The organism is Kitasatospora sp. NPDC086801 (assembly GCF_044745805.1).
In the GTDB taxonomy this organism is placed as follows: Bacteria; Actinomycetota; Actinomycetes; order Streptomycetales; family Streptomycetaceae; genus Kitasatospora.
On the sequence record NZ_JBIVAX010000020.1, the window covers coordinates 113,811 to 137,174 of the forward strand.

Below are 23,364 nucleotides of genomic sequence, written 5' to 3' on the forward strand. Positions count from 1 at the left end.
AAGGGCCCGCCTCGGCGGGCCCTTCCGCGTATCCGGACTCAGAGCGCGCCGCGGCGCTGCAGCACGTTGTAGGAGATCCAGCCCGGCAGTACCGGCAGCCAGAAGGTGAGCGCCCGGTAGAGGAAGACCGCCGGGGTGGCGACCGCCGGCGACACGTCCGCGACCGTCAGGGCGCCGATCAGGGCGACCTCGACCGGGCCGATGCCGCCCGGGGTGGGGATCGCCGAGCCGGCCGCGTTGGCGGTCAGGAAGACCACCGCGACCGTCGAGAAGCTGACGTCGCCGCCGAAGGCCTGCACCGAGGCGTCCAGGCAGGCGGTGAAGGACAGGGTCAGCAGCAGGATGCCGCCGAAGCCGGTGACCAGCTTGCTGGGCGTCTGCATCAGGTCGAGCATCCGCGGCACCACGCCGAAGAACAGCGAGCGCAGCCGGCCCAGCACGAACCGGCGCAGCGGCGCGACCGCCGCCACCACCAGGGCGAGCACGGCGGCGGTCAGCACGCCGATGATCACCGCGCGGGAGGCGGACAGGTCGCCGTTGGTCTGGCTGCCGGTGATCAGACCGAAGCTGAACAGCAGCAGCAGGTGTCCGGCCAGGCCAGCCAGCTGGGAGGCGCCGACCGAGGCCACCGCCTGGCCGGAGCGGATCCCGGCCTTCTGCAGGTAGCGGGTGTTGAGCGCGATGCCGCCGATCGCGGCGGGCGCGACCAGCTTGACGAAGGAGCCGGCCAGCTGGGCCGCGACGGTGCGCCGGAACGGCAGCTTCTCCGGGACGAAGCCGGTCAGGCTCATCGCGGCGGCGACGTAGCTGAACGCGGCCGCCAGCAGGGCCGCCGCCGCCCAGACCCAGTTCATCTGGGAGAGCTTGAGCTGGGCCGGCTTGATGGTGGTCAGCGCCAGGTAGGCGGCGAAGGTGAGCGCGATCACCATGATCAGGCTCTTCGGCTTCAGCCGCTCCAGCTTGGCCGGCTCCATCGGCGCCTCGGGGGCGATCTGGAGGATCTGGCCGCGGATGCGGCTCAGCAGGTCCTCGCCCGCCACCGCGATGTCCTCCTCGGCCTGCTGCTGGGTGCGCTCGCCGGCCGCGACCTGCTCCAGCGCCCTGGCCCGGGCGACGGTCTTGCGCTCCTTGGTGAGCCGCGCGAGGTCGACCCTGGTGGAGCGGCTCATCCCGACCGGCTGGAGCAGCGGCAGCGCCTGGGCGACCCGGTCGGCGCCGAGCACCGCGTTGGCGGTGGCGACGGCCCGCTCCGGGCCGATCCGCAGCGCGAAGGTGGTGACCAGCTGGGCGACGTCGATGCGCAGGGTCAGGTCGGTGGCGGCGATGTCGCCGCCGGAGAGGTTGACCAGGCAGGCCGTCTTCTCGTCCACCACCAGCAGGGACTCGCCGGTCAGCCGGCGGTGGGCGATCCGGCGCTCGTGCAGGGCCGCCACCGACTCCCAGAGCGAGGCCATCACCTGGTCGGTGACCTCCTCGTCGGAGAGCTCGTCCAGGATGCGGCCCTCGACCTTGCCGTAGACCAGGATCGCGGCGTCCGGGCCCAGCTCGGAGGTGGCGACCAGCTGCGGCGCGCGGGCGCCCGAGGCGGCCGCCGCGTACGCGATCAGGGCCTCCTGCTCCAGCGCCTGGCGCAGCGACTGCGGGCTGCGGCGCACCGCCACCGAGCGCAGCCGCAGCCGCCGCCAGGCCCGGTAGAAGAAGCCGGAGGCCTGCTGCTCGCGGTCGATGATGTGGACGTCCAGCGGCGGGCCGCTCTGCTGGGTGACGTAGTAGCGGCGGGTGCCACCGGGGGCGTCCGGGGCGCGGTGGGCGCTCTCCGGGGTGAAGCCGACCTTGCGCAGGCCGATCATCAGGTGCTGGCCGGTGGGCCGGATGTTGGGGGAGCCGATCGCGTACAGCGTGCCGTACGCGACGGACCAGCCGATCAGGACGGTGAGCAGCAGGGACAGCGGGGTGGTGTAGCCGCCGAGCAGTTCGGTGATCCCGCTGAAGACCACCACCACCCACAGGGCGACCCGCCACCGGGGGCGGCTCGACATGCCGACCGCGGTCATGTAGGCGATCACCGGGGCGAGGTAGCCGTGCACCGGGTCGGTGAGGGTGCCGTTGCTGTCCATCGGCAGCCGGGTCAGCGCGTCCCGGATGTGGTCGGAGGCGCCCTCGGCCACCCACCAGTCGATGCCCAGCGAGACGCCGTAGGCGAGCACCGAGGCGAGCACGCCGTCGGCGACCCGCAGGCCGTCGCGTTTGATCAGCCGCTCGACCGCGAAGGCCAGCGGTACGGCGAGCACCGCGACGCTGGAGAGCAGGCCGGTGATGGTGGAGAGCACCACGGAGAAGTGCGGTGCGTTGGTGGCGATGTCCTGTTCGATGCCGGTGGTGGTCGAGGTGGCGATGCCCGCCAGCACGAAGACGGCGACTATGCCGAGGACGCCGGCCAGGAAGCGGATCAGGTCGGACGGGCGGTGCGCCCGGGCGGCGAGCAGGGGCTCGTCGACGTCCAGGTGCGGGGTGTCGTCCAGCGGGTCGTGGTAGTCGGGCAGCGGGTGCCGGGCCGGTGGCTCGGCGGCGGCCGGTTCCCCGGGGGCTTCGGCGGGTCCGGCGGGTTCTTCGGGGGCCTCGGCGGGCGCGGGGGTCTTGATCGTCAGGTCCTTGATCAGGGAGACTTCCGGTGTCGGCCCGGTCGCGGGCCCACCACCGGGCGCCGAGGGCATGGCGGCGGCGGACTCGTCGGAGTCCTCGTCCACGCCCACGTCAGCCGTCCCGGTCATCTGGTCTTGTCCTCGTATCACCACTCACCGCCCCGAAGATGGTGGCATGCCCTGGCGCCCTGTGCTGGACAGGGGGCGGATCGGGCGCGGCGGATCGTTCGTACGGGGCCGCGGGTGTGCCCCCGTGAGGAAGAATGCCGCAGGTGACGGACGTAACAGACGACGGCCTCCCGGACGCCCTGCCACCCTTCGCCGAACTGGTGCTCGATCTGACCGAGCGGATTCCACCCGGCAGGGTGATGACCTACGGGGACGTTGCCGAGTACCTCGGCCAGGGCGGCCCCCGGCAGGTCGGCCGGGTGATGGCCCTGTACGGCGGCTCGGTCCCCTGGTGGCGGGTGATCCGCGCCGACGGCCGCTTCCTGCCGGGGCACGAGCACCGCGCCCTCGCCCACTACGGCGAGGAGGGCACCCCGCTGCGCGAACTCGCCGACCCGCCCCGGGTCGACCTGCGGCGGGCCCGCTGGGACGGGCGCGAGCCGGGCACCGCGGAATGAGGATGCCGGGAAACCGCCGCGCGGGCGGGATTGACGGGGCAGGATCGTAGGCTCGATGTGGGCGGGCCCCGGCGGGCCCGCTTGACCACGCCTCCAGCACAACCCCAGGATCCGCCCCCGTGAGTTCCCCCTACCGGCTCGTGCGCAGCCCGCTCGTCCAGCCCGCCCCGCCCGTGCTGGACGAGTACCAGCGCGCCGTGGTCGAGCACGGCGGCGGGCCGCTGCTGGTGCTCGCCGGCCCCGGGACGGGCAAGACCACCACGCTGGTCGAGGCCGTCGCCCGGCGGATCGAGAACGGCACCGACCCCGAGCGCATCCTCGTCCTCACCTTCAGCCGCAAGGCCGCGATGGAACTGCGCGACCGGATGTCCGCCCGGCTCGGTTCCTTCTCCTCGGCCGCGCCCCAGGCGACCACCTTCCACTCCTTCAGCTACGCCCTGCTGCGCGCCCACCAGGACCCGCAGGACTACGCCGAACCGCTGCGGCTGCTCTCCGGCCCCGAGCAGGACGTCATGGTCCGCGAACTGCTGGCCGGCGGAGCCGAGGACACGAAACTCGGCAGCTCCCGGATCCACTGGCCGCTCGACCTGCGGGCCTGCCTGACCACCCGCGGCTTCGCCGACGAGGTCCGCGCCGTCCTCGCCCGCAGCCGCGAGCTGGGCCTGGGCGAAGCCGAACTGGAGCGCTTCGCCCAGGGCGTCCAGCGCCCCGACTGGGCCGCCGCCGCGCACTTCCTCGCCGACTACCTCGACGTGCTCGACCTGCGCGGCGTCCTGGACTACGCCGAACTCGTCCACCGGGCCGTCCTGCTCGCCGAACGCCCCGAGGTCGGCGAGGAACTACGGCGGCGCTACGAGGTGGTGTTCGTCGACGAGTACCAGGACACCGACCCCTCCCAGGTCCGGCTGCTGCGCCAGCTGGCCGGCGGCGGCCGCGAACTCGTCGCGGTCGGCGACCCCGACCAGTCGATCTACGCCTTCCGCGGCGCCGACATCAACGGCATCCTCGACTTCCCGCAGACCTTCCGCCGGGCCGACGGCGAACCCGCCGACGTCAAGGTGCTGCGCGTCTCCCGCCGCTCCGGCGCCGTCCTGCTCGCCGCCTCCCGGGAGATCGCCCGGCGGATGCCGATGGGCCGGCTGCCCGCCGACAAGCTCGCCCAGCACCGCGCGCTGCTGCCCTCCCGCGAGGGCGGCCGGGCCGAGGTCTACACCTACCCCACCCCCGGCGCCGAACTCGACTCGATCGCCGACCTGCTGCGCCGCGCCCACCTGGAGGACGGCGTGCCCTGGGGCGAGATGGCCGTCCTGGTCCGGGCCGGCGCCCGCTCCATCCCCGGCGTGCGGCGGGCGCTCGGCGCGGCCGGCGTCCCGCTGGAGATCGACGGCGACGACCTGCCGCTGCGCGAGGAACCGGCCGTCGCCCACCTGCTGCTCGCCCTGCGGGTCTGCGCCGAGCAGGCCGCCCGCGACCGGCACGGCGACCCCGACGCGCCCGACCCGCTCACCACCGAGCTGGCCCACGCCCTGCTCACCGGCCCGCTCGGCGGCCTCGACGGCTCCGACCTGCGCCGCCTCGGCCGGGCCCTGCGCGAGGAGGAACGCGCCGCCCTGCGCGCCGACCGGAACCCCGCCGCCCCGCGCCCGGCCGGCGACCTCCTGCGCGAGGCCCTCGCCGAACCCGAGCGGCTGATCGCCCTCGACCCCGCCCACGCCCGCCGGGCCCGCGACCTCGGCACCCTGCTGCGCAAGGTCCGCGAACGCCTCGCCGGCGGCTGCACCGCCGAGGAGGCGCTCTGGGAGCTGTGGGACGGCAGCCGCCGCTGGCGCGAGCGCCTGGAACGGGCCGCCCTGCGCGGCGGCGCCGCCGGCCGCAACGCCGACCGCGACCTCGACGCGCTGTGCGCCCTCTTCGAGACCGCCGCCCGCGCCGAGGAGCAGGTCACCGGCCACCGCGGCGCCCTCGACCTGCTCGCCGAGCTCGACGCCCAGGACATCGCCGCCGACACCCTCACCGTCCGGGCCGTGCGCCCCGAGGCCGTCCGGCTGATGACCGCCCACCGCTCCAAGGGGCTGGAGTGGCGCCTGGTCGTCGTCGCCGGCGTCCAGGACGGCCTCTGGCCCGACCTGCGCCGCCGCGGCTCCCTGCTGGAGGCCGACCGGATCGGCCGCGACGGCCTCGCCGAACCGCTCTCCCCGGGCGCCCTGCTCGGCGAGGAGCGCCGGCTCTTCTACGTCGCCGCGACCCGCGCCCGGGAGCGGCTGATCGTCACCGCCGTCAAGGCCCCCGCCGACGACGGCGACGAGCCCTCCCGCTTCCTGCGCGAGCTCTACCGCGAGGACATCGACCCGCGCACCGGCAGGGTCGTGCGCCGCACCCCGCCGGTCGTCGTCGAGGACGTCACCCACCGCCCGCGCCGCCCGCTGTCCGTCGCCGCGCTGGTCGCCGAACTGCGGGCCGTCACCGTCGACCCGGCCCGCTCGCCCGAACTGCGCCGGGCCGCCGCCGAACGGCTCGCCGTCCTCGCCGCCGCCACCGACGACGAGGGCCTGCCGCTGGTGCCCGCCGCCCGCCCCGACCGCTGGTGGGGCCTGGCCGACGCCACCGCCGCCCCGGACCCGCTGCGCAGCGCCGACCTGCCGGTGCGGCTGTCCGGCAGCGGTCTGGAGCAACTGGAGAACTGCTCGCTGCAGTGGTTCCTGGACAAGGAGGTCAAGGCCCGGGGAGCCGGCTCCGCCGCCCAGGGCTTCGGCAACGTCGTGCACGCGCTCGCCGACGAGGTCGGCTCCGGGCGCACCCCCGCCGACCTCGCCGTCCTGATGGAACGCCTGGACACCGTCTGGGACGCGCTGGCCTTCGACGCGCCCTGGAAGTCCCAGCAGGAGAAGACCCAGGCCCGCGCCGCCCTGGAGCGCTTCCTCAACTGGCACGTGCTGGAACGCGGCCGCGCCCTCGTCGCCACCGAGCACGGCTTCGACGTCACCCTCGACGCCGGCGGCGTCTCGGTGCGCATCCGCGGCTCGATGGACCGGGTCGAGAAGGACGCGGCCGGGCGCGCCTACGTGGTCGACTTCAAGACCGGCAAGCAGATCCCCACCGACAAGTCGCTGCCCGAGCACAAGCAGCTCGCCGTCTACCAGCTCGCCGTCCGCGCCGGGGCGCTCAACGAGCTGCCCGGCTTCGCCGACCGCCCCCCGGCCACCGGCGGCGCCGAACTCGTCCACCTGCGCGAGCCCGCCGCCAAGGCCGCCCAGGACGCCCCCAAGGTGCAGCGGCAGGACCCGCCGGAGGGCGAGCCGTGGATCGAGAACCTGCTCGCCGACGCGGCCGGCCGGGTCCTCGCCGAGCGCTTCGTCCCGCAGACCGGCGGCGGCTGCGACCGCTGCACCTTCCGCCGCAGCTGCTCCGCCCAGCGGGACGGGGCCCAGCTCGTCGAGTGAAGGTTGTCCGCCGCTCCGGTTAACGTTGCGGGGTGACCGCCGTGCTCAGCCATCCCGACCAGCTCAAGGAGCTGCTGGGCATCCCGTTCAACCGGGAGCAGATGGCGGCCATCGGCGCCCCCCTGGAACCGGCCGTGATCGTGGCCGGCGCCGGCTCCGGCAAGACCACGGTGATGGCCGCCCGGGTGGTCTGGCTGGTCGGCTCCGGCGCCGTCCGGCCCGAGGAGGTGCTCGGCCTCACCTTCACCAACAAGGCCGCCGGCGAGCTCGCCGAGCGGGTGCGCGCCGCCCTGCTGAGAGCCGGCGTCGCCGAGGAGGACGACGCGGAGCCGCTCGGCGAACCGGAGATCTCCACCTACCACGCCTTCGCCGGCCGACTGCTCAAGGAGCACGGCCTGCGGATCGGCGTCGAACCCGACGTGCGGCTGCTCGCCGACGCCACCCGCTTCCAGCTCGCCGCCAGGGTGCTGCGCACCGCCCGCGGCCCGTTCCCCGCGCTCACCGGCACCTTCGCCAACCTGGTCGCCGACCTGATCGCGCTGGACGGCGAACTCGCCGAGCACCTGGTCGAGCCGGACACCCTGCGCGCCCACGACGAGGACCTGCTGGACACCCTCGCCACCGTCAAGCTCACCAACGACGACCTGCGGGCCGTGCCCGTCACCGCCCGGGCCCGGCTGGAGCTGCTGCGCCTGGTCGAGGACTACCGGCGCCGCAAGCAGGCCGCCGGGCTGATGGACTTCGGCGACCAGATAGCCGCCGCCGCCCGGCTCGCCCAGCAGCGGCCCGAGGTCGGCGCGCTGCTCCGCGGCCAGTTCCGGGTCGTGCTGCTCGACGAGTACCAGGACACCTCGGTCGCCCAGCGGTTGATGCTGGCCGGCCTGTTCGGAGCCGGCCCCGACGGCACACGCCCCGATACCGGCGGCCCCGACGGCACACGCCCCGATACCGGCGGCCCCGGCCACCGCGCCACCGGCCACCCCGTCACCGCCGTCGGCGACCCCTGCCAGGCGATCTACGGCTGGCGCGGCGCCTCCGTCGCCAACCTCGACGAGTTCCCCCGGCACTTCCCGAAGGCCGACGGCCGCCCCGCCGCCCGCTACGCGCTCAGCGAGAACCGCCGCAGCGGCGGGCGGCTGCTCGCCTTCGCCAACCACCTCGCCGCGCCGCTGCGGGCCATGCACGAGGGCGTCGAGGCGCTGCGCCCGGCCCCCGGCGCCGAGCAGGACGGCTACGTGCGGGCGGCGCTGCTGCCCACCCACGCCGAGGAGGTCGACTGGCTCGCCGACTCGATCGCCCACCTGGTGCGCACCGGCACCGCGCCCGGCCGGATCGCCGTGCTGTGCCGCGGCGGCGCGGCCTTCCCGGACATCCACGCGGCGCTGGTCGCCCGCGAGGTGCCGGTCGAGGTGGTGGGCCTGGGCGGCCTGCTGCAACTGCCCGAGGTGGCCGACCTGGTGGCGGTCTGCGAGGTGCTCCAGGACCCGACCGCCAACGCCGCGCTGGTGCGCCTGCTGATCGGCCCGCGCTGGCGGATCGGCCCGCGCGACCTCGCCCTGCTCGGGCGCCGGGCCGCCGACCTGGTGCGCACCGACCGGCCCGAGGGCGTGGAGGCGCTGACGGCGGCCGTCGCCGAGGCCGACCCCACCGAGGTGGTCTCGCTCGCCGACGCGGTGGAGACCTTCCTCGACGCGGAGCAGCCCGACGAACTCCCCTTCTCCGCCGAGGCGAAGGTCCGCCTCGCCCGCCTCGGCCAGGAACTGCGCGACCTGCGCCGCTCGCTCGCCGACCCGCTGATGGACGTGCTGCACCGGGTGCTGGCCGTCACCGGCCTGGAGGTCGAACTCGCCGCCTCCCCGCAGGCGCTGGCCGCCCGGCGGCGCGAGACCCTGCACGCCTTCCTGGACGTCGCCGCCTCCTTCTCCGACCTCGACGGCGACCCCGGCCTGGCCGCCTTCCTCGGCTTCCTGCGCGCCGCCCAGGAGTACGAGCGCGGCCTGGACAGCAGCCTGCCCGGCGGCGAGGACACCGTGAAGGTGCTCACCGCGCACAAGTCCAAGGGCCTGGAGTGGGACGTCGTCGCCGTCCCCGGCCTGGTCAGGGGATCGTTCCCGTCCGCCACCTCGCGCGAGCGCTGGACCAGCAGCAAGCGGGTGCTCCCGCACGCCCTGCGCGGCGACGCGGACACCCTGCCCGACGTGCGCGGCGGTTGGGACGGCAAGGCCATGGCCGCGTTCAAGCGGGAGCTGGCCGAGCACTCCGGCACCGAGGAGCTGCGCCTGGGCTACGTCGCGTTCACCCGCCCGCGCGCGCTGCTGCTGGCCTCCGGGCACTGGTGGGGGCCCAGCCAGAAGACCGTCCGCGGCCCGTCCGCCTTCCTGGAGCAGCTGCGCGAGCACTGCGGGCGGCCCGGTGCCGGGGAGGTCGAGCACTGGGCCGAGCAGCCGGAGAAGGGCGCCGAGAACCCGGCGCTGGCCGCCCCCGTCGAGCGCCCCTGGCCGCTGCCGCTGGACCCGGCCGCCCAGCTGGCCCGCCGCCGGGTCGCCGAGGTGGTGCACGCCCGGCTGGCCGGCGCGCCCGCCCCCGAACCCGAGCCGATGGCCGCCGAGGACCAGCGCCAGGTGGCCTCCTGGGACCGCGACCTCACCGCGCTGCTGGGCGAGTTGGAGCGCTCCCGGCGCACCGCCCGCGACGTGCCGCTGCCCGCCGCGCTGTCCGCCACCCAGCTGCTGCGCCTGGCCGCCGACCCGGACGGCTTCGCCCGCGACCTGGCCCGGCCGATGCCGCGCCCGCCGCAGCCGGCCGCCCGGCGCGGCACCCGCTTCCACGCCTGGGTGCAGTCCCGGATCGAACCGCTGCTGCTGATCGAGCCGGGCGCGCTGCCCGGCGCCGACGACGACGGCATCGAGGACGAGCAGGACCTGGAGCAGCTCAAGGAGGCGTTCCTGCGCACCCCGTACGCCCAGCGCCGGCCGCACCGGGTGGAGGCGCCGTTCCAGCTGGTGCTCGGGGGGCGGGTGGTGCGCGGCCGGATCGACGCGGTCTACCGGGACGGTGACGTGACGTCAGTAACCGGTGGCGCGTCACGCTACGAAGTGGTGGACTGGAAGACCCACCGCGAGGAGACCGCCGACCCGTTGCAGCTCGCGGTCTACCGGATCGCCTGGGCCGAGCAGGCGGGCGTTCCGCCGGAGCAGGTCACGGCGTCCTTCCTGTACGTCCGCAGCGGGCGGATCGTCCGTCCGACAGGACTTCCCGACCGAAAAGAGTTGGAACGGCTCCTGATCGGGAACAGTGAAGAATGAGTCACGCAGAGCATTCAAGTCATCACGGCAGCGCCCGAAACCTGTGCGTCATGCACGTTTCGCGCCTATTGTGGGGTCGGTAACCGGTCAACCCCCGTGCTCCGGCCGCCAGCGAGGCCCGCATTCCCTAACCCTCAGTCATCACCGCAGGTGCCCCCGGGCATCGGCGTCTTCTGCTGGAGTAACCGACGTTGAGCGCGACCGGATGGATCAGAGAGCGGTTCACCGGGCCGACCCCGGGACCCGCTCCGGGCGTGACCGGCACCTGGCCGAGGACGGCGCTCGCGCTGCCCTTCATCGGCATGGCGCTGATCGTCGCCCTCGACTACGTCAGCAACACCGAGGTGACGGTCGAACCGGCCCTCACCGCCGTCCCCGCGCTGGCCGCCGTGGTCAGCCACCGAACCTGGTACCCGCTCGCCATCGGCCTCCTCACCGAGGCGGTGGCCTTCCTGATGGCCTTCCGCAGCGACGCGCTCGACCAGTCCGTGCACGCCGCCAGCGTCTTCGCGATCCTGCTGGTCGCCCTGATCGGCTGGGTCAGCGCCACCCTGCGGCTGCGCCAGGAGCGGGCGTTGGCCGACGCCCAGCTCGTCGCCTCGATCGCCCGCCGGGTGCTGCTGCGGCCCGTCCCCGAGCGGGTCGGCACCGTCCAGGCGGCCGTCCACTACGAGGCCGCCGCCGCGCACGCCAGGATCGGCGGCGACCTGTACGAGGTGGTCAACACCCGGCACGGGGTGCGGGCCGTGGTCGGCGACGTCCGCGGCAAGGGCCTCGGCGCGGTCGAGACCGCCGCCGCCGTCCTCGGCGCCTTCCGCGAGGCCGCGCACCAGGAACCCGCACTGGACCGGGTCGCCGGCTGGCTGGCCGTCAGCCTCGACCGGGCCCTGCACGAGAACGACCACCCGGGCGTGGAGGAGGAGTTCGTCACCCTGGTGCTGATCGGCGTCGGAGCGGACGGCACCGCGGAACTGGTCAACTGCGGCCACCCCTCGCCGCTGCTGCTGCGCGGCGGGGACGTCCGGCCGCTCGAACTCGCCGAGACCGTCCCGCCGCTGGGCGTCCTCGACCCGGCCGACGTCCGGCCGCCGGTGCACCGGGTGCCGCTGCGGCCCGGCGACCGGGTCCTGCTGTTCACCGACGGGGTGATCGAGGCCCGCGACCGCTCCGGCGCCTTCTACCCGCTCGCCGAACGCCTCCCGCGCTGCGCCGACGGCCGCCCGGCGGACGTCCTGCAGCGCCTGCACGAGGACGTGGTGCGCCACGTCGGCCGCCAACTCGGCGACGACGCGGCCATGCTGCTCCTCCAGTACGATCCGGCCCCCGCCGCCGGCGCCCAACTACCGCGCCAGAACGGCATCCTGACCAGACACTAGAGCGGCACTGGAGCAGCGCTAGAGCGAGACCTCCACCAGCAGCGGCCGGTGGTCCGACACCGCCGTGCGCGGCGCCGCCGCCGGGCCGACCGCGGCGCGCGGCACGCCGACCGCCAGCACGTGGTCGAACTGCACCGCCGGGCGGTGCGAGGGGTATGTCGGGGTGCGGGCCAGGTCGTACCAGCCCGGCAGGCGGGGGCGGGGCTCGCGCACCCGGCGCCGGCGCGACTCGGCCAGGGCCGGCCGGGCCCGCCGGGCCGCCCGCAGCTCCCGCACCCGGGCCCGGGGCGCGGTGCGCTCCAGCGCGGTCGCCCCGCCGAGCACGGTGCGCGGCACCGCGCCGACCAGGTTGAAGTCACCGAGCACCAGGTACGGCTGCGGCAGGTCCGCGATCCACCGCCGGATGCCGGCCAGCTGCGCCATGTTCCACCCGGGGACGAAGGACAGGTGCGCCGCCACCACGGTGAACGGGCCGTGGTCGCCCTCCAGTACGGCGGCCAGCGCCGCCCGCGGCTCGTCCGGCACCGGGGTGAGCCCGCGCCGGCCGGCCACCCGCAGCGGCAGTCCGAACGGCGCCGGGGCGAACCGGCGGGCCCGCCAGTGCCGCACCGGCAGCCGGGTCAGCAGTGCGGTGCCGTACGAGGGCAGGGCGCCGTCGCCCACGTCGCCGGGCCCGTACACCCGCAGGCCGTCGGGCGCCGAGGGCTCCGGCACCCAGCCCGCGACCGGCGCCGGGCGCCCGTGCAGGGCGGCGGCGAACCGCCAGTCGGTGGCCCCCATGGCCTTGGCGGCCACCGCGGCCTGGTCGGTGCCGCCGGATCGGGACTGGTGGCGGTCCACCTCCTGGAGGGCCAGTACGTCGGCGTCCAGCGCGGCGACCGCCTCCGCCAGCGGCCCGCCGGCGTCGGCGGGGTAGGGCCGCGGGGCGCCGTCCGGGGCGAGCGGCTGACCGTGCAGCAGGTTGAAGGTGGCGATGCGCAACTGGCTCACACCGCACGACGGTACCCGCTCGCCGGGGGCGGGGGCGCGGCTTGAGCCTGTAGGGCATACCGGGTATACATACTGAGTATGTCCATCCGACACGGTCTGCTCGCCCTGCTCGACCAGGGCCCGCGCTACGGCTACCAACTGCGCACCGAGTTCGAGGCGCGCACCGGCGCCACCTGGCCGCTCAACGTCGGGCAGGTCTACACCACGCTGTCCCGACTGGAACGGGACGGCCTGGTCGAGCCCGCCGGAGAGGACGAGGAGGGCCACCAGTTCTACGCCGTCACCGACCAGGGACGCACCGAGCTGCGGGCCTGGTTCGACACCCCGGTGCCCCGGACCAACCCCCCGCGCGACGAACTGGCCATCAAGCTCGCCATGGCCGTCACCGTCCCCGGGGTGGACGTCTCCGCCGTCGTCCAGGGCCAGCGCCGGCACAGCATCAAGGCGCTCCAGGACTACACCCGGCTCAAGGGCCGGGCGCTCTCCGGAGAGCCACGGCCCGGTGCCGCGCCCTCCGCGAGCAACGACCTGGCCTGGTTGCTCGTCCTCGACCAGATGATCTTCCAGACCGAGGCCGAGATCCGCTGGCTCGACCACTGCGAGACCCGGCTCTCCCAGCACGCCGAGACCGAACAGGCCCGCGCCGCCGAAGCCGCCCGCGACGGCGGCGCCACGGCCGCCCGGCCCGCCCGCCGCCGCTCGCGCACCTGACCCCGGCGGCCCACCCGAACCACCGGCCCGGACCCGACGCCGAGCCCACCACCAGCACAAGGGGGGAACCATGTCCCACACCGAACCGGCCCCGCAGACACCGGTACTGCACCTGGAGAACGTCACCCGCGTCCACGGCCAAGGCGCCGCGGAGGTCCAGGCCCTGCGCGGCATCGACCTCAAGGTCCACCCCGGCGAGTTCGTCGCCGTCATGGGCCCGTCCGGCTCCGGGAAGTCGACGCTCCTCACCCTCGCCGGCGGACTGGACACCCCGACCACCGGCCAGGTCCTCGTCGAGGGCGTCGCCCTCGGCGGGCTCAACCGCAAGCAGCTCGCCCAGGTCCGCCGCCGCTCCATCGGGTACGTCTTCCAGGACTACAACCTGATCCCGGCCCTCACCGCCGGCGAGAACATCTCGCTGCCGCGCGAGCTCGACGGCCTCTCCGCCCGCGCCGCCCGCCGCGAGGCGCTCGCCGCCCTGGAGGAACTCGGCATCCCCGAGCTCGCCGACCGCTTCCCCGACGACATGTCCGGCGGCCAGCAGCAGCGCGTCGCCATCGCCCGTGCCCTCATCGGTGAGCGCCGCCTCGTCCTCGCCGACGAGCCCACCGGCGCCCTCGACTCCACCACCGGCGAGGCCGTCCTCGCCGTCCTGCGCGCCCGCTGCGACGCCGGCGCCGCCGCCATGATGGTCACCCACGAGGCCCGGCACGCCGCCTGGGCCGACCGCGTGGTCTTCCTGCGCGACGGCCGCATGGTCGACGAGAGCGTCAGCCAGGACGCCGCCAGCCTGCTCGTCAGCGCCGCCACCAACAGCATGAAGGTGGACGAGTGAAGCTCAGCGCCTGGCGCGTCGCCCTGCGCATCGCCCGCCGCGACGCCCTGCGGGCCAAGGGCCGCAGCGCCCTGGTCATCGCCATGGTCGCGCTGCCCGTCCTCGGCGTCACCGGCGCCGACGTGGTCTTCCGCAGCGCCGACCTCGAACCCGCCGAACACGTCGTGCGCGTCATGGGCCAGGCCGACGGCGAACTGCAGATGCTCGAACGCGGCGCCACCGTCCTGCAGGCGCCCGACCCCGACAAGGGCACGAGCGTCAAGAGCACCAAGGACGATGCCAAGGACGGCGCCAAGGACGATGCCAAGGACGGCGCCAAGGACGGCGCCAAGGACGATGCCAAGGACGGCGCCGCGCCCCAGTACACCCCCGCCCAGCAGCGCAGCCTCGACACCGACCCCGCCGAACTGGCCCGCCAACTGCTCCCGCCCGGCACCACCCTCGTGCCCGAGCGGCAGGGCCCCTACATCGCCGCCGGCAGCTCCCAGGGCCTGCTCACCACCGGGACCACCGAGCTGGACCTCACCGACCCGGTCTGGAAGGGCCGGATCAACCTGGTCAAGGGCCGCGCCCCCACCACCGACCGCGAAGCCGCCGTCACCCGGGAATTCCTCTCCCGCTCCGGTCTCAAGGTCGGCGACCAGACCGCCGTCCGCGGTCTGGAGGACACCCCCTTCACCATCACCGGCGTCGTCGAGTACCCCGGTGAACTGACGGCCACCGAGATCATCGCCCGGCCCGGCACCCTGATCAGCCAGGTCGCCAAGCTCCCCGGCGCCGACCGCGGTCGCAACGCCGGCACCGACGCGCCCACCCGCTGGCTCGTCAAGCTCCCCGCCGGCACCACCCTCGACTGGCCCAAGGTCACCGAACTGGGCGGCTACGGCTTCACCCTCGCCTCCCGCGCCGTCCTGCTCGACCCGCCGGCCCGGGCCGACGTGCCCTACTACGTCGAGGCCGACAAGCGCGGCGGCGCCCCCGGCTACCTCGACCGCACCTCCGTCGTCATCCTCGCCACCGTCGTCGGCATGGCCCTGCTGGAGATCGTCCTCCTCGCGGGCCCCGCCTTCGCCGTCGGGGCCAGGCGTTCCCGGCGGCAGCTCGGCCTGCTCGCCGCCGGCGGCGGTGAGCGAGCCAACATCCGCGCCGTCGTCCTCGGCGGCGGCATCGTCCTCGGCGTCACCGGCGCCGTCGTCGGCCTCGGACTCGGCATCGGCCTGGTCGCCCTGCTGCGCACCCGGGCCGAGGAGTACGCCGGCCAGCGCTTCGGCCACTTCGACCTCCAGCCGCTCGACCTGCTCGGCGTGCTCCTGGTCGGCCTGGTCACCGGCCTGCTCGCCGCCGTCGTGCCCGCCGTCCAGGCCTCCCGCCAGGACGTCGTCGCCGCGCTCACCGGCCGCGACTCGCTCAAGCCCCCGAGCCGCAAGCTCGCCCTGGTCGGCCTGGTGATGGTCGGCGGCGGCTCCGCGCTCGCCCTGCTCGGCGCCACCAGCGGCTTCGCCAACCGCAGCCTGTCCGTCCTCGGCGGCTCGGCCGTCGCCGAACTCGGCATGGTCGCCCTGACGCCCTACCTGGTCGGCCTGTTCGGCCGGCTCGGCCGCTGGCTCTCGCTCGGCCCCCGGCTCGCCCTGCGCGACTCGGTGCGCCACCGCGGCCGCACCGCGCCCGCCGTCGCCGCCGTGATGGCCGCCGTCGCCGGCACCGTCGCGGTCAGCGTCTACCTCGCCAGCTACGACGAGGGGAACCGCCGCGAGTACACCGCCGCCGCCCCCTCCGGCGCCGTCATGCTCGGCAGCGGCTGGCTGCCCGCCTCCGAGGGCAAGCTGCTGCCGCAGATGCGCGACGCGGTGGAACGCAACATCCCCGCCCTCGGGCCGCGCGCCGACGTCCAGCGCGTCAACTACAAGGGCGACTGCGCCGACGGCGGCACCGACTGCGGCTACATCCGGGTCGAGCTGCCCAAGGAACTGCGCTGCCCCGCCCTCGACGACACCGAGCGCAGCACCACCGAGACGGAGCACATCCTCGGCACCGACCCGCGCTGCCAGAGCAGCGGCCACCGCGGCAACCAATTCAGCAACCTCTCCGTGGGCGACGCCACCCTGCTGCGCAACCTCTACGGCGTCACCGACCCGGCCGCCGGGCAGGCCCTCGCCGCCGGCAAGGCCGTGGTCTTCGACGCGAGCTACCTCAAGGACGGCAAGGTCGCGGTCGAGTTGAACGATCCGATCGAAGGGACGGCCGGGCCGTCCCCCAAGAAGCCCGGCCGCACCGAGATCGCCGTCGACGCCGTCCTCGCGTCCGCGTCGGTGCCGGCCAGCGGCCAAGCCGTGATCAGCGCCGAGACCGCCACCCGGCTCGGCCTCACCACCTCCCCGGCCGGCTCGGTCTGGTTGCCCGACGGCGCCCCCTCCGACGGCGCCCAGCAGAAGGCCAACGGGGCGCTGGCCAAGCTCACCGACCAGGACGTCTTCTCGATCGAGCGCGGCTACCAGTCCAGGTCCGACCTGATCGGCCTCGGACTGTCGATCTTCGCCGGCATCGTCGCCCTCGGCGCGGCCGGAATCGCCACCGGACTCGCCGCCGCCGACTCCCAGCGCGACCTGACCACCCTCGCGGCGGTCGGCGCCGAGCCCCGGATCCGGCGCACGCTGTCCGGCTTCCAGTGCGGGGTGATCGCCGCCATGGGCACCCTGCTCGGCACCGTCTGCGGGATCGTGCCGGCGGTGGCCCTGCGCAAGGTCCAGGGCGTGGCGGCCACCGCCCCCGGGATGCCCGCCGAGATGATCGCCAACAAGTCGGTCGTGGTCTTCCCGTGGCTCACCATCGGGGTCACCGTGGTGGTGCTGCCGCTGCTCGCGGCGGGCCTGGCCGCGCTGCTCACCCGCTCGCGGATCTCCCTGCTGCGCCGCTCCGGCTGAGGTTCGTGCACCCTTCCGTCACCCCCGTCCGCGCCCCGTCCACTCCGGGGGCGCGGACGGGGGTGACGGAGGTTACAGCCCCGACGGCGCCCGGCAGCCGGACGGCCGGGGCGGGCACCCGCACGGGCGAACTAAAGTCGTCCGTATGACGAGAACTCCGGACAGCGTCGTCCGCTCCTTCATCGACCAGCACCAGGCCGGCTTCCTCGCCGACCTCTCCGAGTGGCTGGCCATCCCCTCGGTCTCCGCCGACCCGGCCCGCGCCGGCGACGTGCGGCGCTCCGCCGAGTGGCTGGCCGCCAAGCTGCGCGACACCGGCTTCCCGGTGGCCGAGGTGTGGGAGACCGACGGCCTGCCGGCGGTGTTCGCCGAGTGGCCCTCCGGGGACTCGTCCGCGCCGACCGTCCTGGTCTACGGGCACCACGACGTGCAGCCCGCCGCGAAGGAGGACGGCTGGGCGACGGAGCCGTTCACCCCGACCGTGGTCGACGGACGGCTGTTCGCCCGCGGCGCGGCCGACGACAAGGGCCAGGTGTTCTTCCACACCCTGGGCGTGCGCGCCCACCTGGCCGCCACCGGCCGCACCGCGCCGGCCGTCAACCTCAAGCTGCTGATCGAGGGCGAGGAGGAGTCCGGCTCGCCGCACTTCGCCGACCTGGTCCGGCGCGAGGCCGGGCGGCTGGCCGCCGACGTGGTGGTCATCTCGGACACCGGCATGTGGTCCGAGACCACGCCGACCGTCTGCACCGGCATGCGGGGCCTGGCCGACGCCCAGATCGACCTGTACGGCCCGGACACCGACATCCACTCCGGCTCCTTCGGCGGCGCCGTCCCCAACCCGGCGCAGGTCGCCGCCGAACTGGCGGCCGGCCTGCACGACGCCGACCGCCGGGTGGACATCCCGGGCTTCTACGACGGCGTGATCGAACTGACCGACCGCGAGCGCGAGCTGTTCGCCGAACTGCCCTTCGACGAGGCGCAGTGGCTCAGGGTCGCCAAGTCGTACGGCACCCGGGGCGAGGCCGGCTACTCCACCCTGGAGCGGGTCTGGGCCCGCCCGACCGCCGAGGTCAACGGCGTCTGGGGCGGTTACACCGGCCCCGGCGGCAAGACCATCGTGCCGTCCTCGGCGCACCTCAAGCTGTCCTTCCGACTGGTCGCCGGGCAGGAGGTGGAGAAGGTGCGCGAGGCCGTCCGGGAGTGGGTGGCCGCGCGGGTACCCGAGGGCATCCGCCACGAGCTGACCTTCCCGGGCGCGACCCGGCCCTGCCTGACCCCGCTGGACCACCCGGCGCTGCAGTCCACCGTCCGCGCCATGGGGCGGGCCTTCGGGCAGAAGGTCCTCTTCACCCGCGAGGGCGGCTCCGGCCCCGCCGCCGACCTGCAGGACGTGCTCGGCGCGCCGGTGCTGTTCCTCGGCATCTCGGTGCCCTCGGACGGCTGGCACTCGGTCAACGAGAAGGTCGAACTGGACCTGCTGGCCAAGGGCGTGGAGACCGCCGCGTACCTGTGGGGGGACCTGGCCGAGAACTTCCGGCCCGGCGCGTGACCCCGCGCGGGCACACCATGGCAGTCAGATCACTCATCCGGATGATTCATCACGTGGGGATGGAACGAAGTGAGCACCGTGCCTGAGACCGAACGCCCACTGAACCTGGCACTGGCCCGGGCCGGGGTGGACCGGGCGGCCGAGCACCGGCTGGACGAGCCCTGGCTGGCCGCCGCCTGGAGCCACCCGGCCACCCGGGTGCTGCCGATCGCCGGCGGCGAGGCGTTCGTCGTCGACACCGCGCAGGGCACCGAACTCGTGCTGCTGCCCTCCTTCGAGGCGCCGCAGACCGGGGACCGGTACTTCCTCGGCACGGACGAGGACGGTGTCTCGTACTTCGCGCTGGCCGGTGAGAGCCTGCCCGGGCGGCTGGACGGCGACGCCCGTCCGGCAGGGCTGCGCGAGGTCGGCGCGATGCTGTCGGACCGGGACGCCGGACTGCTGGTGCACGCCGTCGCGCTGGAGCACTGGCACCGGCTGCACAGCTTCTGCTCGCGCTGCGGGCACCCGACCGAGAAGGCCGGCGCCGGGCACGTGCGGCGCTGCACCTCCTGCGCGGCCGAGCACTACCCGCGCACCGACCCGGCGGTGATCATGGTGATCACCGACGACCAGGACCGCTGCCTGCTCGGCCGCCAGGCGCTGTGGCCGGAGGGCCGCTGGTCCACCCTGGCCGGCTTCGTCGAGCCGGGGGAGTCGATCGAGCAGGCGGTGGTGCGCGAGGTGCACGAGGAGGCCGGCGTGCAGGTCGGCGAGGTGCGCTACGTCGCCAGCCAGCCCTGGCCCTTCCCGTCGAGCCTGATGCTCGGCTTCACGGGCCGGGCGCTGCCGGGCGGGACCGCGATCACCGTGGACGGCGAGGAACTGGCCGAGGCGCGCTGGTTCTCCCGCGACGAGCTGAGGGCCGGGATGGAGGCGGGGGAGATCCTGCCGCCCTCCGGGATCTCGATCGCGCGCCACCTGGTCGAGCTCTGGTACGGCGGACCGCTGCCGGCGGCGGCGCGCTGGTAATCCCCGATGAATGGGGGGCGTGCGGGTTATTCCGCGCGCCCCCGTTTTTCTTTTCCATTCCCTCCCGAATCCGCCACGCTCAGATGTTCGTGGCCGGACGGGCCAGTTCTGCTACCGCCACCCGCCACCCGGCAGCCCTCGTCAACCCGCGCGGACGACATTGCCGGAAACGGCTGAAACCGCGCCATCGCGCTCGCTACATTCACTCGGGTGACAATCCCCCGGGGCACCGCCCAATCCCCCAAATACCAGCGCCTCGCCGCGGACCTGCGCCGCCGGATCGCCGAAGGCGAGTTCACCGCCGACGCCGCGCTGCCGGTCGAGAGCGAACTGGAACGCCAATACGGAGTCGCCCGCAACACCGTCCGGCTCGCCGTCGACGTCCTGGTCAACGAAGGCCGCCTGGTCCGCCTCCAGGGCAAGGGCACCTACCTGCGGGAACACCCCGTCCTCGACCACCGCGCCTACGGCCCCACCCTGGCCCCCACCCCCCGGGACTGCCTGGCCGTGCCCTCCGCCGTCTACCTCGGCGAGGCCGCCGAGGCCGGCCGCGAACTCACCACCGACTTCGAGATGATGATCGTCCGGGCCCGGGTGGACATCGCCGAACGGCTCGGACTGCGCCCCGGCGAGGCCATCGTGGTCCGCCGTCAGCTGCGTCTGCTCGACCGCGAGCCCTACTCGATCGAGGAGAGCCACTACCGGGCCGGCCTCGCCGCCGGCACCCCGCTGATGGAACCGGACCCGGTCGAGGGCGGCGACGAGGCCGTCCTCGACGAACTCGGCCGCACCGAGATCGGCGCCGTCGACCACCTGGTCGCCCGGATGCCCGGCCCCGAGGAGGCCCAGTGGTTCCAGGGCGGGCCCGGCGTGCCGCTGATGGTCCAGACCCGTGTCACCTACGACCGGCGCGGGCCCGTCCGGGTCATCGAGACCCGCTACTCGGCCGACCGCAGCCGACTGGTCTACGGCATCGGCGACCTCGGCGCGCGCGCCACCCTGCCCGCGCCCGCCGCACCCGTCGACCCCGCCCGGGCCGACGCGCAGTGACGCGCGCCGGCCCGGGGCCCCGGGCCGGCTCAGCCCGCTCGGGCGGCCCGGATCACTCGGGCCACTCGGGCACTAGGGGCACTAGGGGCACTCGGGGCACTCGGGGCATTCGGACCACTCAGGTCACTCAGGCCACTCAGACCCCGAGGGCCTTCTTCACCTGAAGCAGGCTCGGGTTGGTCATCACGACCCGCTCGCCGCCGGCGTTCGGCGTCACCAGCACCGTCGGGACGGTCTGGTTGCCGCCGTTGACCGACTCGACGAACGACGCCGACGCCGGGTCCTCCTCGATGTTGACCTCCGTGTAGCCGATCCCCTCCCGGTCCAGCTGGCTCTTGAGTCGGTTGCAGTACCCGCACCAGGTCGTGCTGTACATCGTCACGCTGCCGGACATCGAGGAGGCTCCTTCGGAAAGAGGGCGTACGGTCTCAGGGCAGGAACGCCCACCGCGCGGCGGTCATTCCGCACGGCCACGCTCCGTCGCACCACGACGGCGCACGAACGGCTCCGCGCGCCCCGGTGCGCAGCGATCATCCTGCGATCACACCGTGCCTGTGGACAACCCCGCCCCCGTTGTCCCACCGGGCTGAGAGGATGGAACGCATGCAGGAAGACCTCTTGAGCGGCAGCCCGTCCGACGGCCCCCACGGCTCCCTCTGGGCCGACCCCACCGCCGCCACGGGCCCCGACGCCGTGCTCGCCGGGCTCGACCCCGAACAGCGCGCCGTCGCCACCGCCCTGCACGGGCCCGTCTGCGTCCTCGCCGGCGCCGGCACCGGCAAGACCCGCGCCATCACCCACCGGATCGCCTACGGCGTGCGCAGCGGCGTGTACCAGCCCCAGCAGGTCCTCGCCGTCACCTTCACCGCCCGCGCCGCCGGCGAGATGCGCGGCCGGCTGCGCCAGCTCGGCGCCGAGGGCGTCCAGGCCCGCACCTTCCACGCCGCCGCCCTGCGCCAGCTCCAGTACTTCTGGCCGCGCGCCGTCGGCGGCCCCGTGCCGCAGCTGCTCGAACGCAAGGTCCAGCTCGTCGCCGAGTCCGCCGGCCGCTGCGGCCTGCGCGTCCAGCGCACCGAACTGCGCGACCTCACCGCCGAGATCGAATGGGCCAAGGTCACCCAGATCGGCCCCGACGACTACCCCGCCGCCGTCCAGAAGTCCGGCCGCGAAGCCCCCCGCGACCCGGCCGAGACCGCCCAGGTCTACCGCGTCTACGAGGAGGCCAAGAGCCGCCGCGGCGTCATCGACTTCGAGGACGTCCTGCTGCTCACCGCCGCCATCCTGGAGGACCGCCCCGACATCGCCGACCAGGTCCGCTCCCAGTACCGGCACTTCACCGTCGACGAGTACCAGGACGTCTCCCCGCTCCAGCAGCGGCTGCTCGACCAGTGGACCGGCCCCGGCGGCGGCGCCAGCCTCTGCGTCGTCGGCGACGCCAGCCAGACCATCTACTCCTTCACCGGCGCCACCCCCGACTACCTGCTCAACTTCCGCACCAGCCACCCCGAGGCCACGGTCGTCAAGCTGGTCCGCGACTACCGCTCCACCCCGCAGGTCGTCCACCTCGCCAACGGACTGCTCAACCAGGCCCGCGGCGAGGCCGCCCGCCACCGCCTCGAACTCGTCTCCCAGCGCGAGGCCGGCCCCGAACCCGTCTACACCGAGTACGAGGACGAGCCCACCGAGGCCGAGACCACCGCCCGCCGGATCAAGGACCTGCTCGCCGCCGGCGTGCGCGCCAGCGAGATCGCCGTCCTGTTCCGCACCAACGGCCAGTCCGAGGTCTACGAGCAGGCCCTCGCCGACCTCGGCGTCCCCTACCAGCTCAAGGGCGCCGAGCGGTTCTTCGAACGCCCCGAGGTCCGCGACGCCGGCGTCCTGCTGCGCGGCGCCGCCCGGGCCGCCGCCGACCCGCTCACCGCCGACGCCCCCGACCTCGCCGGCCAGGTCCGCGCCGTCCTCGCCGCCCGCGGCTTCACCGCCGAACCGCCCGCCGGCTCCGGCGCCGTCCGCGACCGCTGGGAGTCCCTCGCCGCCCTCGTCCGGCTCGCCGAGGAGTTCGAGCGCACCCGCGCCGCCGCCGGCCACAGCGCCGACCTCGCCGCCTACGTCGCCGAACTCGACGCCCGCGCCGCCGCCCAGCACGCCCCCGCCGTCGAAGGCGTCACCCTCGCCTCGCTGCACGCCGCCAAGGGCCTCGAATGGGACGCCGTCTTCCTCGTCGGCCTCACCGAGGGCACCCTGCCGATCATCTACGCCAAGACCGACGAGCAGATCGAGGAGGAGCGCCGGCTCCTCTACGTCGGCGTCACCCGCGCCCGCAGGCACCTCTCCCTCTCCTGGGCGCTCAGCCGCTCCCCGGGCGGCCGGGCCAGCCGCAAGCCCAGCCGCTTCCTGGACGGGCTGCGCCCCGGCTCCAGCGCCCCCGGCGCACGCACCGGCGGGCGGGGCGGGCGCGGGGGCGCCGAGCCCGGCGAGCGCTCCGCCGGACGGCGGGTCCGGGGGCCGGTCAAGTGCCGGGTCTGCGAGAAGGTGCTCACCGAGGCGGTCGAGCGCAAGCTGCGCCGCTGCGAGAGCTGCCCGTCCACCATGGACGAGGCGCTGTACGAGCGGCTGCGCGAGTGGCGGGCCCGGCAGGCCAAGAAGCAGGGGGCGCCGGCCTACGTGGTGTTCACCGACGCGACGCTCATGGCGATCGCCGAGGACGTGCCGGCCAGCCGCCAGGAGCTGGCCGTGATCTCCGGGGTCGGCGCGATGAAGCTGGACAAGTACGGGGCGGCCGTGCTCTCGTTGTGTGCGGGGGAGGAGCCCGAGGAGGAACCGGACGGCGTCCAGGACGGCGAGCCGGTCGATCCGGCGTGAGTCGGTCCGGGCGAGGTCCAGGGGAGTCTCCCGGGGGCCGCTCGGG

The 23,364-nt window shown here is 74.7% G+C and carries 14 protein-coding genes; 11 read left to right on the forward strand and 3 right to left on the reverse strand.

Annotated features, from left to right (window positions below; genetic code table 11):
* Window positions 1–38: 38 nt before the first annotated feature.
* Complete coding sequence (locus ACIPLC_RS21750) at window positions 39–2,771, reverse strand: flippase-like domain-containing protein (protein WP_400474640.1); 2,733 nt, start codon at window positions 2,769–2,771, stop codon at window positions 39–41.
* 134 nt (window positions 2,772–2,905) lie between these two features.
* Here ACIPLC_RS21750 and ACIPLC_RS21755 point away from each other — a divergent pair, with 134 nt between their 5' ends.
* The 4 genes from ACIPLC_RS21755 to ACIPLC_RS21770 all read left to right on the forward strand — a co-directional run bounded on the left by ACIPLC_RS21755 (window position 2,906) and on the right by ACIPLC_RS21770 (window position 11,389).
* Window positions 2,906–3,268 (forward strand): MGMT family protein, encoded by a 363-nt coding sequence (locus tag ACIPLC_RS21755; protein WP_400474641.1) that lies wholly within the window; start codon window positions 2,906–2,908, stop codon window positions 3,266–3,268.
* A 119-nt stretch (window positions 3,269–3,387) separates the two neighbouring features.
* Window positions 3,388–6,708 (forward strand): ATP-dependent helicase, encoded by a 3,321-nt coding sequence (locus ACIPLC_RS21760; protein ID WP_400474642.1) that lies wholly within the window; start codon window positions 3,388–3,390, stop codon window positions 6,706–6,708.
* Between the two features lie 32 nt (window positions 6,709–6,740).
* Complete coding sequence (locus ACIPLC_RS21765; protein WP_400474643.1) at window positions 6,741–10,013, forward strand: UvrD-helicase domain-containing protein; 3,273 nt, start codon at window positions 6,741–6,743, stop codon at window positions 10,011–10,013.
* A 254-nt stretch (window positions 10,014–10,267) separates the two neighbouring features.
* Window positions 10,268–11,389: a PP2C family protein-serine/threonine phosphatase gene (locus ACIPLC_RS21770; protein ID WP_400474644.1), complete on the forward strand. Its 1,122-nt coding sequence runs from the start codon at window positions 10,268–10,270 to the stop codon at window positions 11,387–11,389.
* An 18-nt stretch (window positions 11,390–11,407) separates the two neighbouring features.
* Here ACIPLC_RS21770 and ACIPLC_RS21775 read toward each other — a convergent pair whose 3' ends face one another.
* Complete coding sequence (locus tag ACIPLC_RS21775; RefSeq protein WP_400474645.1) at window positions 11,408–12,379, reverse strand: endonuclease/exonuclease/phosphatase family protein; 972 nt, start codon at window positions 12,377–12,379, stop codon at window positions 11,408–11,410.
* 78 nt (window positions 12,380–12,457) lie between these two features.
* Between ACIPLC_RS21775 and ACIPLC_RS21780 the strand changes: the two genes are divergently transcribed.
* From ACIPLC_RS21780 to ACIPLC_RS21805, 6 genes are all read left to right on the forward strand, one after another.
* Complete coding sequence (locus ACIPLC_RS21780; RefSeq protein WP_400474646.1) at window positions 12,458–13,090, forward strand: PadR family transcriptional regulator; 633 nt, start codon at window positions 12,458–12,460, stop codon at window positions 13,088–13,090.
* A 70-nt stretch (window positions 13,091–13,160) separates the two neighbouring features.
* Window positions 13,161–13,925 (forward strand): ABC transporter ATP-binding protein, encoded by a 765-nt coding sequence (locus ACIPLC_RS21785; RefSeq protein ID WP_400474647.1) that lies wholly within the window; start codon window positions 13,161–13,163, stop codon window positions 13,923–13,925.
* The gene (locus tag ACIPLC_RS21790) at window positions 13,922–16,846 is read left to right on the forward strand and encodes an FtsX-like permease family protein (RefSeq protein ID WP_400474648.1); all 2,925 of its coding nucleotides are present in this window, start codon (window positions 13,922–13,924) and stop codon (window positions 16,844–16,846) included. The genes ACIPLC_RS21785 and ACIPLC_RS21790 overlap by 4 nt, the downstream gene beginning before the upstream one ends.
* 145 nt (window positions 16,847–16,991) lie before the next feature.
* A complete protein-coding gene (locus tag ACIPLC_RS21795) occupies window positions 16,992–18,395 on the forward strand; it encodes a dipeptidase (protein ID WP_400474649.1) in 1,404 nt (467 codons plus the stop codon).
* A 69-nt stretch (window positions 18,396–18,464) separates the two neighbouring features.
* Window positions 18,465–19,406 (forward strand): NAD(+) diphosphatase, encoded by a 942-nt coding sequence (gene nudC, locus ACIPLC_RS21800; protein ID WP_400474650.1) that lies wholly within the window; start codon window positions 18,465–18,467, stop codon window positions 19,404–19,406.
* 210 nt (window positions 19,407–19,616) lie between these two features.
* Window positions 19,617–20,456, forward strand: a complete 840-nt coding sequence (locus ACIPLC_RS21805) for a GntR family transcriptional regulator (protein ID WP_400474651.1) — start codon at window positions 19,617–19,619, stop codon at window positions 20,454–20,456.
* Window positions 20,457–20,592: 136 nt separating this feature from the next.
* Here the strand turns inward: ACIPLC_RS21805 and ACIPLC_RS21810 are convergent, their stop codons facing one another.
* Window positions 20,593–20,850: a mycoredoxin gene (locus tag ACIPLC_RS21810; RefSeq protein WP_363586726.1), complete on the reverse strand. Its 258-nt coding sequence runs from the start codon at window positions 20,848–20,850 to the stop codon at window positions 20,593–20,595.
* A gap of 200 nt (window positions 20,851–21,050) precedes the next feature.
* Between ACIPLC_RS21810 and ACIPLC_RS21815 the strand changes: the two genes are divergently transcribed.
* Window positions 21,051–23,318, forward strand: a complete 2,268-nt coding sequence (locus tag ACIPLC_RS21815; RefSeq protein WP_400474652.1) for an ATP-dependent DNA helicase UvrD2 — start codon at window positions 21,051–21,053, stop codon at window positions 23,316–23,318.
* Window positions 23,319–23,364 lie beyond the last annotated feature (46 nt).